The sequence below is a fragment of the Dactylosporangium aurantiacum genome, from assembly GCF_000716715.1.
GTDB classification, from domain to species: domain Bacteria; phylum Actinomycetota; class Actinomycetes; order Mycobacteriales; family Micromonosporaceae; genus Dactylosporangium; species Dactylosporangium aurantiacum.
The window spans coordinates 16,746-31,483 of sequence record NZ_JNYJ01000001.1 but is presented as its reverse complement, the minus strand read 5'-3'; the positions used below and the strand labels follow the sequence as shown (position 1 = coordinate 31,483).

Below are 14,738 nucleotides of genomic sequence, written 5' to 3'. Positions count from 1 at the left end.
CCGGGAAGTGGCAGAGCCGGTGTCACGGGTAGATCGTCAGCTTCGGCGCCTCGGTGCCCGTCGGCACCACACCGAAGTTGCTCAGGGTGACCGCCATCATCTCCTTGAACAACGGCGCGGCAACGGACCCGCCGGCACCGCCGGGCACGTGGGCGGTGACCGCGACCACGTACCGCGGCGCCTCCGCCGGTGCCATGCCGATGAACGACACGACGTCGCCGGGCGCGTAGCCGCCGTCCTGGGGCAGCTTCGACGTGCCGGTCTTGCCGGCGATCCGGTAGCCGGGAATCGCCGCCTGGTGGCCGGTCGCGTCGTCGAGGGTCGTGACCCCCTCCAGCATGGTACGCAGCTGCTGGGCGTGCACCGGGTCCATGACCCGGCGGGTCACCTGCGCGGCCGGCTTCGTCTGCGTGCCGTCCGGCGCGATGATCTTGCGGACCAGGGTCGGCTGGACCCACAGGCCGTCGTTGGCGATGGCGCCGTAGACGGCGGCCATCTGGATCGCGGTCGTGGCCACGCCGTTGCCGATCGGGATCGAGCCGGGGCTGGACCCGCTCCACTCGCCGGGCGGCAGCAGCTGCCCGGGCGACTCGTTGGGCAGGCCGACGCCGGTGCGCTCGCCGAGGCCGAACTTGCGCTGGTACTCGTACAGCTTGTCCTTGCCGAGCATGTCCGCCACGGCGATGGTGCCGACGTTCGACGACAGCGCGAGGATGCCCGGGATGGTCATCGGCGTGCCGTCCTTCTGCGGCGGGTGGTCGGTGTAGGTCGTGTCGCCCTTCTTGACCCTGGCGTTGACGGTGACCGTGGACGACGGCGTGATCAGGCCCTCCTGCAGCGCGGCGCCCATGACGATCGCCTTGTGGATCGAGCCCGGGTCGAACACGGTCGCGGTGCACTGGTCCTTGAGCTGCTCCGGCGGCGACTTGCCGGGGTCGGCGGCGGCGAAGGACGGGTAGCTCGCCATCGCCATGACCTCCATGGTCCTGGCGTCGAGCACGATCGCGGTGCCGAAGGTCGCGCCGAGCGCGGTCATCCTCGCGCCGAGGGTGCTCTGCACCGAGTACTGCAGGTCCGCGTCGATGGTCAGCTCGACGGAGCTGCCCGGGCGGGCCGGTTTGAGCTCCTGCACGCCCTGCGGCAGCGGCTTGTCCAGCTCGCCCTCGCCGTGCTCGTACGTGTGCATGCCGTCGACGCCGCGCAGCTGCGCGTCGAACGCCTTCTCGATGCCGAGCTGGCCGGACAGGTCGCTCTTGCGGGTGTAGCCGATGACGTTGGAGGCCAGGTCGTAGCCGGGCACGTGGCGGCGCTCGTCACGGGCGACCTTGATCGCGCCGCCGTAGCCGAGCGCGGTGATCCGGTCGCCGTCCTCGACGTCGATCTGGTGCGCGAGGTACTCGAACCGGGCGTCGGTCTTGCCGTCGGGCCGCTTGTGCGGGGTCAGCAGGCGGACCAGGTCCGAGCGCAGCACCCCGTAGCGGTCGAGGATCGCGAACAGCTGGTCGGCCGTCTTCTCCGGGTCCTTGATCACCATCGGGTCGGCGGCGACGTAGCGGGTCTCGACCGAGTGCACGAGGATCCTGCCGGTGCGGTCGAGGATCGCGCCCCGCGACGCGGGCAGCACCTCGTGCACGAGCCGGTCCTCCAGGCCCTCGGCGGCGTAGGCGCTGGCGTCGGTGAGCTGCAGCTGCACCAGGCGGATCCCGATGGCGGCGAACATCAGCAGCGCCAGGACGGTGGCCAGGCGCAGCCGGCGGCGCGGCTCGGCGAGCTTCGGCGCGCGGCTGGTGCGCGGCAGGCGGGGCACCCGCACCCGGCTCTGTTTGCGCGGCTTGCGGACCGGCGTCATGCGTTTCGCCGGTGTACGGACGGAGCCGCGCACGGCGGTGGCGCGCTTCAGCGGTGCCCGGGTCCTGCCGGTGCGCGGCTCGGCGTCGAGGTCGACGAGGCCGCCGTGGGCGCGCTGCGGGGTGCGGGCCTGGGTGCGCGGGTGCGGCTGCCGGTCCGCGGGGTCCGGCTTCGGGGTGCGCGGCTCGGCGCCTCCCCTGGCGCCGCTGCCGCGTGCGTCGGCGCCCGTGGCGTTTCTGGTGGTGCCTCTCGCGGCTCGCGGGTCGCCGCCGGTCCTGGCGGTGCGCGGCTCCGCGCCGGTTCTCGCGGCCCGCGGGTCGGATCCGGTTCTCGCGGGGGGTGGGTCGGTCTTCGGGGTGCGGGGCGTGTCGGCGGCGCGGCCCGCGGCGCGGCGGCCCGTGTCGGAGCGGCCGCCCTGCAGGACCTCGAGGGCCGGCCGGAACGGGTCGCCCCGTCCCGTGCCGGCGTGCTCGACGGACGCGTCGCGCACCGAGCGGCCCCGCGGCGTGTACCGGCGCGCCTCCGACATCGTGCCGCGCACCGGCGGCTCGGCGGCGGGGTCGGCGCCGGCCCGGGAACGGGCGGCCGCACCGGCACCCCCCGCGCCGGCGCGACCACCCGTCCGCTGCCGGCCGGCGTCACCTCCGGAGCCGGCCTGCCGTGCGGCGCCCCCGCGCCGTTCGGTGCCGCCCCGCCGTTCAGGAGTGTCGCCAGCCATCGTCCTGCAACTTCCCGTTGTTGAGTTGGCGCCTGCCGGTGCTTACTTGCCCGGGCCAGGCATCTCGAGCTTGGTCCCGTCCGGCAGCAGCAGGAAGGCCGGCGTGCGCGACGGCACGAGGCCCAGCTGCTTCGCCCGCGACGCGAGCGTCACCGGGGACTCCTTGTTGGCCAGGTCGCTGCGCAGCCGCTCCTCGTCACGGTCGAGGGTGCTCTGCTTCGTCCTGAGCGCGTCGAGCTTGAACGCGTTCTCGGCGATCCGCGTGTTGAGCACGAGGATGCCGATCACGCCGAGGAGCACGAGTGCCAGTACCAGCGCCACGAACGGCGCGCGGGGTGCGCTGACGGGCGCCGGCGGTGCCACCCGCAGCTTCGGCCGCTGCCCGTCGCGGCCCGGTCTGCTGTCCGGCCTGCTGTCGGGCTTGCGCTGCGGTGCCGGCTCGGTGGTCCCCCGCTCCGGCTGGAGCGCCGTCGCGCCGATGGTCGGGGCGTCGTCGTGCTGCTCAGCCCGGTGCGCCGTGGTCCGGCCCCCCGACCGCGATGCTCCCTGCTGAGTCCTGCGCGGCCGGTCGGCCGGCAGTGTCGTCACGTTCATCTCACACCTCCCCCAGAGGTTGTGCCTGTTGCTGCTGCCTGCGGTCCGCGGACGGCCTGCGCTCCACGGCTCTGAGCCGCACGGACGCCGCCCGCGGGTTGGCCGCCACCTCGGCCGCGTCGGGGAGCTCGGCTCCCCTGGTCAGTACCTTCAGCTCCGGCTCGCTGCCGGGCGGTTCGAACGGCAGCTCGACCGGCGCGCTGGAGCGGGCCCGCCCGGCGATCGCCTGCTTGACCAGGCGGTCCTCGAGCGAGTGGTAGGACAGCACGACCATCCGCCCGCCCGGCTTGAGCGCGTCCAGCGCCGCCGGCAGCGCCCGCTCGAGCACGGCCAGCTCGCCGTTGACCTCGATCCGCAGCGCCTGGAACGTGCGTTTGGCCGGGTGCCCGCCGGTGCGCCGGGCCGGTGCCGGGATCGAGTCCCGGACCAGCTCGGCCAGCCTGGCCGACGAGTTCAGCTCGCCCTTGGCGCGTTCCCGCAGGATCGCCTGCGCGATCCGGGAGGCGAACTTCTCCTCCCCGTACACGCGCAGGACCCTGGCGAGGTCGCCGTGGCTGTAGGTGTTGACCACCTCGGCCGCGGTGACGCCGCGGGTCTGGTCCATGCGCATGTCCAGCGGTGCGTCCTGGGCGTAGGCGAACCCACGGTCGGCGTCGTCGAGCTGCATCGAGGACACCCCCAGGTCGAACAGCGCGCCGTCGATCCCTTCGCCGTCCAGCACGTCGCCGAGCTCGTCGTAGACGGCGTGCACGAGACGGGTCCGGTCGGCGAACGGTGCCAGCCGCTCCCCGGCCAGCCGCAGTGCCTGGGTGTCGCGGTCCAGCCCGAGCAGCCGCACCCGCGGATGCGCCAGGAGCACGGCTTCGGCGTGACCGCCGAGGCCGAGCGTGGCGTCCAGGTGCAGCGCGCCGGGGCGGTCCAACGCCGGGGCGAGCAGCTCGAGACAGCGCTCGAGCAGCACGGGAACGTGAATGTCCCGCTCCCCCATCGTCGACCCCCTACCGCGGCGGGTTCGCGCCCGCCGTCGTGCTGAACGTTGCTGTTCCCTGTGCGCCGCTGAGCTGAAACGTGATTCACGTCCTGCTGCACGGGTCGTCGTCGGGCGTGTTTCCGGCGGGGCGGTAGTGCACGAGCGCCGTACCGCCAGCTCCCCATCCGCCCACTCCGCCCTGGCGCCGGGGAAGTGGCGTCAGGACCTTGGAGCGGCTGGAGAGCTCGCGGCACGGCGGTCGACTGGTGTCTGCAGATGGACCTCACAGCCCGCCCGGCAGCACCCCCTCCTCGATGCCGGCGAAGTCGTCTTCGCTTTCGGCGAGGTAGGTGTCCCATGCCTGGCGGTCCCAGATCTCGACCCTGGTGCTCGCGCCGATCACGACGAGCTCGCGGTCCAGCCCGGCATACTCGCGGAGATGCTGCGGGATGGTGACCCGACCCTGACGGTCGGGAACCTCGTCGTGCGCACTGGCGAAGAACACCCGGCTGTAGGCCCGGGCGGCCTTGTGGGTCATCGGTGTCGCGCGAAGCTGCTCGGCGATCCGGCCGAACTCGGCGCCGGGAAACACGTACAGGCAGCGCTCCTGCCCTTTGGTGATCACGACACCTCCCGCCAGCTCGTCCCGAAACTTGGCCGGCAGGATCAACCGGCCCTTGTCGTCCAGGCGGGGAGTGTGGGTGCCGAGAAACATCGACATCCACCCCTTCCCACCGCGAACGGTCCCCCCGGGGCCGGCCGAGCCCCCCGGCTCCGCCATCGCGCTCCACTGTACTCCACTTCCCTCCACCGTCAACGAGAAAACACCGGAAGTGACATCGGCGCGCATGAAGAAATCCCACGTCAGACGGGGTGGAGAGCGGTGGAGGGCGTTCGGGGCCCCCGTCACCCGGACGGTCGTCGGGGCGGGCCACCAATCCGGACAAAAGGTTTATACAGGCGGTCTTCGCCGTCCGTTTATGGCTCCGTTAAGGTCCGTCCGGCCGATGGTGGAGGGAAGTGGAGCGTTCTGGGACGACCAGCGGGGTGACGCGTGTCCGATGGAGCGTTGGGCACGTCCAACGGCGGCAGGTAACCTCTGGCGCATCGCCGGACGACCGTGGAAGTGAGATGACGGACCACAAGCTCCCGATGCGGGCGAAGCTCGCCACATCGTTGTCGCGCGGCGCTGCCGCACTGTCCCGTGCCACCGGCCGGGGTGACGGCTCCGTCATCGGCGGCCGCATCGCCCTGATGGTCGACCCCAACCTCCTCGCCGAGCTCGCGGCCGGCCGGGCGATCGCCCTGATCTCCGGCACCAACGGCAAGACGACCACCACCCGGCTCACCGCCGCCGCCATGGGCGTGCTCGGCGACGTCGCCACCAACAGCCTCGGCGCCAACATGCCCACCGGGCACACGTCCGCCCTGGCGAAGGCCGGCGCGACGCCGTACGCGGTGCTCGAGGTCGACGAGCACTACCTCAAGCAGGTCCTCGACGCGACCCACCCGAAGGTCGTCGCGCTGCTCAACCTCAGCCGCGACCAGCTGGACCGGGCCAAGGAGGTCGCGATGATGGCGGCCCTGTGGCGCGACGCGCTGCCCGGCCGCGACCTGCACATCGTCGCCAACGCCGACGACCCGATGGTGGTGTGGGCGGCGAACAAGGCCGTCGCCACCGGCACGAGCGTCACCTGGGTCGCCGCCGGCCAGCGCTTCCACGACGACTCGTGGGTGTGCCCCGAGTGCGGCGCCTCGATCGAGCGCAACGGCGACCAGTGGGCCTGCGTGGCGGGCAACCTCAGCCGGCCCGTGCCGCACTGGGCGGTCTCCGGCGACGGGGTCGTGGACAACACCGGCACCTACCACCACATCGAGCTGCAGCTGCCCGGCCGGGTCAACCGCGCCAACGCCGCGACCGCGCTCGCCGTGGCCGCCCACTTCGGCGTGCCCCCGGCCAAGGCGGTGCCGGAGCTGGCGAAGGTCGCCTCCATCGCCGGGCGGTACGCGGTCGTGGAGCGCGACGGCCGGACCGTACGGCTGCTGCTGTCGAAGAACCCGGCCGGTTGGCTGGAAGCCTTCGACATGGCCGACGACGTGCCGACCCTGCTGTCCATCAACGCCCGCGACCCCGACGGGCTGGACACCTCGTGGCTCTACGACGTGGACTTCTCCTCGCTGCGCGGCCGGCGGGTCCTCGTCACCGGCGACCGGGCCATGGACCTCGCGGTCCGGCTCGAGGTCAACGAGGTGCCGTTCGAGCACGTGAAATCCTTCGCGCAGGCGCTGACCCTGGTGCCGCCGGGCCGGCTCGAGGTCATCGCCAACTACACCGCATTCCAGGACATCAGAGCGGAGCTGGACCGTGTCAACTGAGTCGCGCCTGCGCCTGATCTGGCTGTACCCGGACCTGCTGTCCACCTACGGCGACCGGGGCAACCTGCTCATCCTCGCCCGCCGGGCCGACCTGCGCGGCCTGCCGGTCGAGTGCGCCGAGGTCCGCGCCGACCAGGCGGTCCCCGCCGACGGCGACATCTACCTCATCGGCGGCGGCGAGGACGGCCCCCAGGCCCTGGCCGCGCAGCGGCTCATCGCCGACGGCGGCCTGCGCCGCGCCGTCGACCACGGCGCCACCGTCTTCTCCGTCTGCGCCGGCTACCAGCTGATGGGCAACTCCTTCTACGCGAAGGGCGCCAAGTGCGCCGGCCTGGGCCTGCTCGACCTGGACTCCGACCGCGGCGAGACCCGCGCCGTCGGCGAACTGGCCGGCGAGGTCGACCCGGCGCTGGGCCTGCCGACCCTCACCGGCTTCGAGAACCACGGCGGCCGCACCCACCTGGGCCCCGGCGTCCGCCCCCTGGCCAGGGTCACCGCCGGCATCGGCAACGACGGCCGCTCCGAGGGCGCCTGGCACGGCCGCATCCTGGGCACGTACTCCCACGGCCCGGCCCTCGCCCGCAACCCCGGCATCGCCGACCTGCTGCTGCGCTGGGCGACCGGCATGACCATGGAGCCGATCGACGACCGCTGGCCGACCCGCCTGCGCGACGAACGTCTCTCCGCGGTCCTCAAGTAGCCACGCGACCCGACGAGGCATCTCACTGCTCTGGATTCGTCCGCAGCGAGGTGCCTCGTCGGTGTTTCCGCAGGCGAACGTCGCCGTCGCGGTTCCCTGACCGTCTCACGTTCTCGCGAGTCACCGGTGCCGCCGGTCTGGCCGGTGCCGCCGGTCTGGCCCGTCTGCCCGGTGCCGCCGTCTGCCCGGTGCCGCCGTCTGCCCGGTGCCGCCGTCTGCCCGGTGCCGCCGCCTGCCCGGTGCCGCCGCCTGCCCGGTGCCGCCGCCTGCCCGGTGCCGCCGCCTGCCCGGTGCCGCCGCCTGGCCGGTGCCGCCGCCTGGCCGGTGCCGCCGCCTGGCCGGTGCCGCCGCCTGGCCGGTGCCGCCGCCTGGCCGGTGCCGCCCGTCGCCGTTCCCCAGTCGGCTGCCCGGTCGCCGCCACCGTCCAGCGCCAACGCCTTCCATCGCCGGGCCCTCTTGGCGCTGCCTTCGGTCAGAGTCGCGCGAAGCGCGGGTGAGAACGGAGCCGAACACGCGGCACTTCCGGGCCCAAGGACGCGGATCACATCGAACGAGGCGTGCCCTGCTGACGGGCTCGTACTTGTTCGGCCAGACGGGCTGCGGCGCGCGGCCGCACCTTCGACCGTGCCGACTGGTTCGAGGCTGAGAACGGCCTCGAGCAGCCCGTCGACCCCGCCGTTGTGAGGACTGGCCGCTCGAGCTGACACACCGGCGACCCCATACCGCGGGGTCCCGATCTTCATCGATGCTCGCTGACCTTCACCGAGGGCTGACCTTCATCGAGGCTTGCGCGGGAATCGTCCCGCCGGTGGCCGAGTCAGCGTTGGCGTCGTCAGCGTTGGCGTCCGCCGAAGTCGGCGGCCTGCCGAACTCGCTCGCGTCACGCAGCGCGGCTACCTCGTCGCCGCCGGCTGCTTCCGCGCAGCCCGGCTACTTCGCGGCGCCTGGTTGCTTCCGCGCAGCCCAGCTGCTTCGCGGCGCCCGGTTGCTTCGCGGCGCCCGGTTGCTTCGCGCGGCGCGGTTGCCTTCTCGCGCCACGCCGCGCGGTCGTCACGTGCCTTCTCGCGCCCACTCGGCATGTTCGCTGCACCGCAGGACACGGACCTCGTCGCCCGTCAGGCGACGGAGGATCGGTCAGGCGACGACAGATCGGTCGAGCCCGCTCAGCGACGGGAGATCGGTCGAGCGACAGCGCCCGTCCAGTTAGCGGAACAGTCAGCGGAACGGGTCAGACCGGCGCCGGCTGGCCTCTTCCAGCACCTTACCCCCACCCACCTAATTGATCTCAGGTCGCGTGACCTGCCGCTCACGCTCCGGACATGCGGCGCGTGAGCGGCAGGCGGGCAAGCAAGCAAGCCGGCCAAGCAAGCAAGCCGGGCAAGCGGTGCTCAGACGACGACCGAGACCATGCGGCCCTGGACGACGATGACCTTCTTCGGGGTCTTGCCGGCCAGGTGGGTGGCGACCTCGGCCAGGGCGGCCTCGCGGACCGCGTCCTCGCCCGCGTCGGCGGCGATCTCGAACGTGCCGCGGACCTTGCCGTTGACCTGCACCGGGTACTTCACCGATTCGGCGACCAGGAACGCGGGGTCGGCGACGGGGAAGTCGGCGTAGGCGATCGACGTGTCGTTGCCCAGCCGCTGCCACAGCTCCTCGGCCAGGTGCGGCGCGAACGGCGACACCATGCGCACCAGCGGGTCGACGACCTCGCGGGGGGCGCCGGCCGAGGCGATCTGGGTGACCCGGTTCGTCAGCTCGATCAGCTTCGCGATCGCCGTGTTGAACCGCATCTCCTCGATGTCGACGCGGACGCCGTCGATGACGCGGTGCAGCAGGCGGCGGGTCTCGTCGTCGACGGGGGTGTCCACGACGCGGGTGGCGTCGGTCTGCTCGTCGACGACCAGGCGCCAGACGCGCTGCAGGAAGCGCTGGGCGCCGACGACCGCGCGGGTGTCCCACGGGCGGGACACGTCCAGCGGGCCCATCGACATCTCGTAGACGCGGAAGGTGTCGGCGCCGTAACGCTCGCACATCTCGTCGGGGGTGACGACGTTCTTCAGCGACTTGCCCATCTTGCCGTACTCGCGCTTGACCTTCTCGTCGCCGTAGAAGAACTGGCCGGGCGAGCGCTCCTCCACCTCTTCGGCGGGCACGTAGACGCCGCGCGAGTCGGTGTACGCGTACGCCTGGATGTAGCCCTGGTTGAACAGCTTGCGGAAGGGTTCCTCGCTGCTGACGTGGCCCAGGTCGAACAGGACCTTGTGCCAGAAGCGGGCGTACAGCAGGTGCAGCACCGCGTGCTCCACGCCGCCGACGTACAGGTCGACGCCGCCGACGTCGCCGGGGCGCTGGGGGCCCATCCAGTAGCGCTCGTTGTCGGCCGCGACCAGTTCGTCCTGGTTGGACGGGTCCAGGTAGCGCAGCTCGTACCAGGACGAGCCGGCCCACTGGGGCATGACGTTGGTCTCGCGGGTGTACTGCCGGGGGCCGTCGCCCAGGTCCAGGGTGACCTCGACCCATTCCTTGGCGCGCGACAGCGGCGTCTCGGGCATGCTGTCGGCGTCGTCGACGTCGAACGTGCGGGGCGAGAAGTCCTCGACCTCGGGCAGCTCGACCGGCAGCATCGACTCCGGCAGGGCGACCGGCAGGCCGGTCTCGTCGTAGACGATCGGGAACGGCTCGCCCCAGTACCGCTGCCGGCTGAACAGCCAGTCCCGCAGGCGGTAGGTGATGGCGCCGACGCCGTGGCCCTCGGCCTCCAGCCAGTCGATGATCTTCGCCTTGGCCTCGGTGACGCCCAGGCCGTCCAGGAACGACGAGTTGATCGCCGGGCCGTCGCCGGTGAAGGCGCCGCCCTCGAAGCCCTCCGACGGCTGCACGGTGCGGATGATCGGCAGGTCGAAGACCTCGGCGAACGCCCAGTCGCGCTCGTCCTGGCCGGGCACCGCCATGATCGCGCCGGTGCCGTAGCCGGCCAGCACGTAGTCGGCGATGAAGACCGGGATGCGGGCGCCGTTGACGGGGTTGGTGGCGTACGCGCCGGTGAAGACGCCGGTCTTCTCCTTGGCGTCGGCCTGGCGCTCCACGTCGGTCTTCGCCGCGGCGGCGGTCCGGTAGGCGGCGACCGCCTCGGCCGGGGTGGCGTGCCCGCCGGTCCAGACGGCCGGGATGCCGGTCGGCCACTCGGCCGGGACCAGCGACGAGACCAGCTCGTGCTCCGGGGCCAGCACCATGTACGTGGCGCCGAACAGCGTGTCGGGGCGGGTCGTGAACACCCGGATGGGTGTGCCGCCGTCGGTGGCGAAGTCGACGTGGGCGCCGCGGGACCGGCCGATCCAGTTGCGCTGCATGGTCTTGACCTTCTCCGGCCAGTCCAGCCGGTCCAGGTCGTCCAGCAGCCGGTCACCGTACGTGGTGATCCGCATCATCCACTGCCGCAGGCTGCGCTTGAAGACGGGGAAGTTGCCGCGCTCGCTGCGACCGTCGGGGGTGACCTCCTCGTTGGCCAGGACCGTGCCCAGGCCGGGGCACCAGTTGACCGGCGCCTCGGAGATGTACGCCAGCCGGTGCCCGTCGATCAGCTCGCGGCGCTCGACCGGGGTCAGCTCGGCCCACGGCCGGCCGTCGGGGGTCGGGCGCGCGCCGGAGGTGAACTGCTCGATCAGCTCGTCGATCGGACGGGCCTTCTGCGCGTCCGCGTCGAACCACGAGTTGAAGATCTTCAGGAAGATCCACTGGGTCCAGCGGTAGAACTCGGTGTCGGTGGTCGCGACGCTGCGCCGGTCGTCGTAGGCCAGGCCCAGACGGCGCAGCTGGCCGCGGTACCGCTCGACGTTGGCCTCGGTCGTGATCCGCGGGTGGGTGCCGGTCTGCACCGCGTACTGCTCGGCGGGCAGGCCGAACGCGTCGAACCCCATCGGGTGCAGCACGTTGTAGCCGGCCATGCGGAAGTACCTGGTGTAGCAGTCGGTGCCGATGTACCCCAGCGGGTGGCCGACGTGCAGCCCGGAGCCGGACGGGTACGGGAACATGTCCATCACGTACAGCTTCGGCGCGCCGGCGCGCGGGTGGCTCGGGTCGCTGAGCGGGCCAGCCGGGTTCGGCGCGTAGAAGGTGCTGTGCTCGGACCAGTAGTCCTGCCAGCACGCCTCGATGTCCGCCGCCATCGCCGCCGTGTACCGGTAGGGCGGGATGTCGACCGCTCCGTCGGTGACTGCCTCGCTCATGAGTTCCTCGCCGCCTTCGTCTCGGGGAATGTCACAGGATTTCCCAGCCTCGCCCGGCGCCATTGTCCGGGCATGAAAAAACCCCTCACGCAGGAGGGGTCGCCGTGCGGACGCTGTCAGTGCGTCAGCACGGCTCGCTAAGAAGCCGGACAACCCGTGTCATGCCTCGCAGTGTACCGCAGCGCCGGCCGCCGCCCGCAGCGCGTTTCAGTCCGGGGTCGCGACGGGCACGCCGCCGACGCACCTGACCTCGTAGCGCAGCCGCACCCCGGCGACGTTGAACTCGACCCGGGACTTGTCGCGGGGCCCCGACTGCAGCGACACCAGCGTGCCGCCCGCGGCGGGCTCGGCGCCGGTGACGTTGACCTTGCCGCCGCCGCACACGGCGACGATCACCCCGCCGGGGGTGCCGATCCGGACCGGGTTCCCGGCGGGCGGCGGCGCCGCGCCACCCTGCCCGCCACTCGGGCCGCCGCCGGCCGGGCCGCCGGCGTTGCCGCCCGGCCCGCCGCCCGCGCCCGCCCCACCGGGGCCTCCGGCCGGGCCGGCGCCGGGACCGCCGCCGGGACCGCCGCCCTGACCGCCCTGGCCCGCGCCGGCACCGGTCGCGGCGCCGGACGAACCGCCGGTGCCGCCGTCGGCGGCCGGGGTCTGCCCACCGGACGGGCTGCCGGTCTGCCCACCGGCCGGCGGTGCGGCCCGGCCGGTGGCCCGGGCGGCCTCGGCCGCGGCCCGCGGGGTGTCGGCCGGCCGGTTGAGCACGAACGTGACCAGCAGCGCCGCGACGGCGACCACCACGGCGAGCCCGGCGAGGACCCGCCGGCGGTCGCCGGCGTCGTCGCCGATCACGTCGGTCGCGCCCTCCCCGCGGGGCACGGGCGCCGCGCCGGGAGCGGCGAGGGCGACCGGCCCGGTCGCGCCGTCGTCGTGCGGGCGGCCCTCGGCGCCCAGGGCACCGGTCACGTCCGGATCGGCCTCGCCGGCGCCGCCGGCTGACGCGCCGCCGGCCGTCACCGCGCCGGCCGGGCCCGACAGGGCGACGACCAGTGCGGTGGCGTCCGCGGGTGCGGTCGCGTCGGGCGTCCCGCCGGCGGTGCCGGCCGCGGCGGCCGGGCCGGGCGCCGGCCGTACCAGGGCCAGCTCGGGACGTGGCGTGATGCCGGCGGCCTCGGCGAGGACCGCGGCCGCCTCCTCCGCGGACGGCCGGGCCGCGGGGGCCTTGACCAGGCAGCGCATGCACAGCTGCCGGACCTGCGGCGGCACCCCGGGCAGCTGCGGCAGCGGCTCCGGGGCGACGGTGACGTGGGAGCGCAGCATCTGCGTGGTGGTCTCGCTGTCCCACGGCAGCCGGCCGGTGAGGCAGCGGTACAGCAGCAGCCCGAACGCGTAGACGTCGCTGGCGGGCACCGCGTCGTCGCCGACGAGCCGCTCCGGGGCGAGATAGGCGGGGGTGCCCAGGACCAGGCCGTCGGCGTCGAGGCCGCTGCCGGGGTCGCCGGGGGTGCCGACGATGCCGAAGTCGACGAGCTTCGCCGCGGCCGCGGTGAGCACGACGTTGCCGGGTTTGACGTCGCGGTGCACGAGCTGCTCGGCGTGCGCGGCGGCGAGGCCCGCGGCGACCTCGGCGCAGACCCGGATGGCGGCGGCGGGGTGCAGCGGCCCTTCGGTGAGCCGCTGGGCGAGGGTCGGGCCGCGCAGCAGCTCCATGACGACGAACGGGCTGCCCTCGGCGGTTTCGCCGTAGTCATAGACATTGGTGACGTTCGGGTGCGAAAGGCTTGCGGCGGCGCGGGCCTCGACCCGGATCCGGCGGTGCCAGTCGGCGTCGCCGGCGAACGGGCCGGCGAGGACCTTGACCGCGACGGACCGGTCGAGCACCTCGTCGCGGGCCTGCCAGACCACCGACATGCCGCCCTCGCCGAGCTGGGCGCCGAGACGGTAGCGGCCGTTGATGAGCTGCCCCTCCTGCACGGGTCCCAGTCTGCCGGAATCGGCGCCCAGCGCATCTCGGCAGATCCGTTTGTTGAACATTTGCGTGGGTACGTGCGGCTCGCCGCCGGCCCGCCGGAAAAACGTCGCGGACAGTCACGACCGTGATGTCCGTAATGACGTTTTCCGGTGCGGCGCGGCGTCAATTCCCCGGCTAGCCTGAGGGGATACACAACGGCTCGGCTTGCCAACCTTTTCGTGCAACCGGGCGGTCCACCTACGGGTCTATCACCTAACGGTGGCCACAGCAGGACACGAGGAGGCCAGTTGACCAGGCACCGCACGTTCGAGGAGCTCGGGGCCCCACTACCCAGCCCGGAGTTCCGAGCCGCGACCGATGCGATCGTCGCCAACATCGAGCAGGTCATCGAGGGCAAGACCGCGACGGTGCGGCTGGCGCTCGCCGTGATGCTCGCTGAGGGCCACCTCCTCATCGAAGATGTTCCCGGCGTCGGCAAGACCAAACTCGCCAAGGCACTCGCGCGGTCGATCGACTGCTCGGTGCGGCGCATCCAGTTCACCCCGGACCTGCTGCCCAGCGACGTCACCGGCGTCAGCGTGTACAACCAGGAGACCCGCGACTTCGAGTTCAAGCCGGGCGCGGTGTTCGCCAACATCGTCGTCGGCGACGAGATCAACCGGGCCTCCCCGAAGACCCAGTCGGCGCTGCTGGAGAGCATGGAGGAGCGGCAGGTCACGGTCGACGGCGCGACCTACCCGCTGCAGGTGCCCTTCATGGTCATCGCCACGCAGAACCCGATCGAGATGGAAGGCACCTACCCGCTGCCGGAGGCGCAGCGCGACCGGTTCACCGCCCGGATCGCGATGGGCTACCCCGACATGGGTGCCGAGCTGGCGATGCTCGACGTGCACGGCCGTCACGACGCGCTCGACGACATCCTGCCGGTCTCGGACGCCACCCAGGTCCGCCGCATGATCGCCACGGTCCGCGACGTGCACGTCGCCGACGCGGTGAAGCAGTACGCGGTCAACATCGTCACCGCGACCCGCGAGTCCAGCGAGCTGCGCCTGGGCTCGTCGCCCCGCGCGACGCTGCAGCTGCTGCGCACCGCCCGGGCCGTCGCCGCCCTCGAGGGCCGCGAGTTCGTGCTCCCCGACGACCTGCAGGCCCTGGCCGTGCCGGTCCTCGCGCACCGGGTCATCCCGACCGCCGAGGCGCAGCTGTCGCGGCGCACCACCGACGCGATCATCGCCGAGCTGGTCCACCGGCTGCCGCTGCCGTCGGACCGCCAGCCGCGCTCGCCGTACGACACCCGCACCGCGCCGCCCCGCGGGCAACAGTTCGGAGGTCGCTGA

The 14,738-nt window shown here is 72.9% G+C and carries 9 protein-coding genes; 3 read left to right on the top strand and 6 right to left on the bottom strand.

Going from position 1 to position 14,738, the window contains the following annotated elements:
• Positions 1 to 22: 22 nt before the first annotated feature.
• The 4 genes from OP18_RS00120 to mraZ all read right to left on the bottom strand — a co-directional run bounded on the left by OP18_RS00120 (position 23) and on the right by mraZ (position 4,845).
• Positions 23 to 2,566: a penicillin-binding transpeptidase domain-containing protein gene (locus OP18_RS00120; protein ID WP_156089201.1), complete on the bottom strand. Its 2,544-nt coding sequence runs from the start codon at positions 2,564 to 2,566 to the stop codon at positions 23 to 25.
• A gap of 42 nt (positions 2,567 to 2,608) precedes the next feature.
• A complete protein-coding gene (gene ftsL / locus OP18_RS00115; protein ID WP_052386007.1) occupies positions 2,609 to 3,160 on the bottom strand; it encodes a cell division protein FtsL in 552 nt (183 codons plus the stop codon).
• A gap of 1 nt (position 3,161) precedes the next feature.
• Positions 3,162 to 4,148 (bottom strand): 16S rRNA (cytosine(1402)-N(4))-methyltransferase RsmH, encoded by a 987-nt coding sequence (gene rsmH / locus OP18_RS00110; RefSeq protein WP_052386006.1) that lies wholly within the window; start codon positions 4,146 to 4,148, stop codon positions 3,162 to 3,164.
• Positions 4,149 to 4,413: 265 nt separating this feature from the next.
• Positions 4,414 to 4,845 (bottom strand): division/cell wall cluster transcriptional repressor MraZ, encoded by a 432-nt coding sequence (gene mraZ / locus OP18_RS00105; protein WP_033356909.1) that lies wholly within the window; start codon positions 4,843 to 4,845, stop codon positions 4,414 to 4,416.
• Positions 4,846 to 5,261: 416 nt separating this feature from the next.
• Here mraZ and OP18_RS00100 point away from each other — a divergent pair, with 416 nt between their 5' ends.
• Together OP18_RS00100 and OP18_RS00095 are read left to right on the top strand one after the other, a co-directional pair.
• Positions 5,262 to 6,506, top strand: a complete 1,245-nt coding sequence (locus tag OP18_RS00100; RefSeq protein WP_033356582.1) for a Mur ligase family protein — start codon at positions 5,262 to 5,264, stop codon at positions 6,504 to 6,506.
• On the top strand, positions 6,496 to 7,206 hold the full coding sequence (locus tag OP18_RS00095) for a type 1 glutamine amidotransferase (RefSeq protein WP_033356581.1): 711 nt from the start codon (positions 6,496 to 6,498) through the stop codon (positions 7,204 to 7,206). Before OP18_RS00100 ends, OP18_RS00095 begins: the two co-directional genes overlap by 11 nt.
• Positions 7,207 to 8,594: 1,388 nt before the next feature.
• Here OP18_RS00095 and leuS read toward each other — a convergent pair.
• Together leuS and OP18_RS60200 are read right to left on the bottom strand one after the other, a co-directional pair.
• Complete coding sequence (gene leuS, locus OP18_RS00090) at positions 8,595 to 11,432, bottom strand: leucine--tRNA ligase (protein WP_033356580.1); 2,838 nt, start codon at positions 11,430 to 11,432, stop codon at positions 8,595 to 8,597.
• Between the two features lie 207 nt (positions 11,433 to 11,639).
• On the bottom strand, positions 11,640 to 13,403 hold the full coding sequence (locus OP18_RS60200) for a serine/threonine-protein kinase (RefSeq protein WP_052386005.1): 1,764 nt from the start codon (positions 13,401 to 13,403) through the stop codon (positions 11,640 to 11,642).
• Positions 13,404 to 13,688: 285 nt separating this feature from the next.
• Between OP18_RS60200 and OP18_RS00080 the strand changes: the two genes are divergently transcribed.
• The gene (locus OP18_RS00080) at positions 13,689 to 14,738 is read left to right on the top strand and encodes an AAA family ATPase (protein ID WP_033356579.1); all 1,050 of its coding nucleotides are present in this window, start codon (positions 13,689 to 13,691) and stop codon (positions 14,736 to 14,738) included.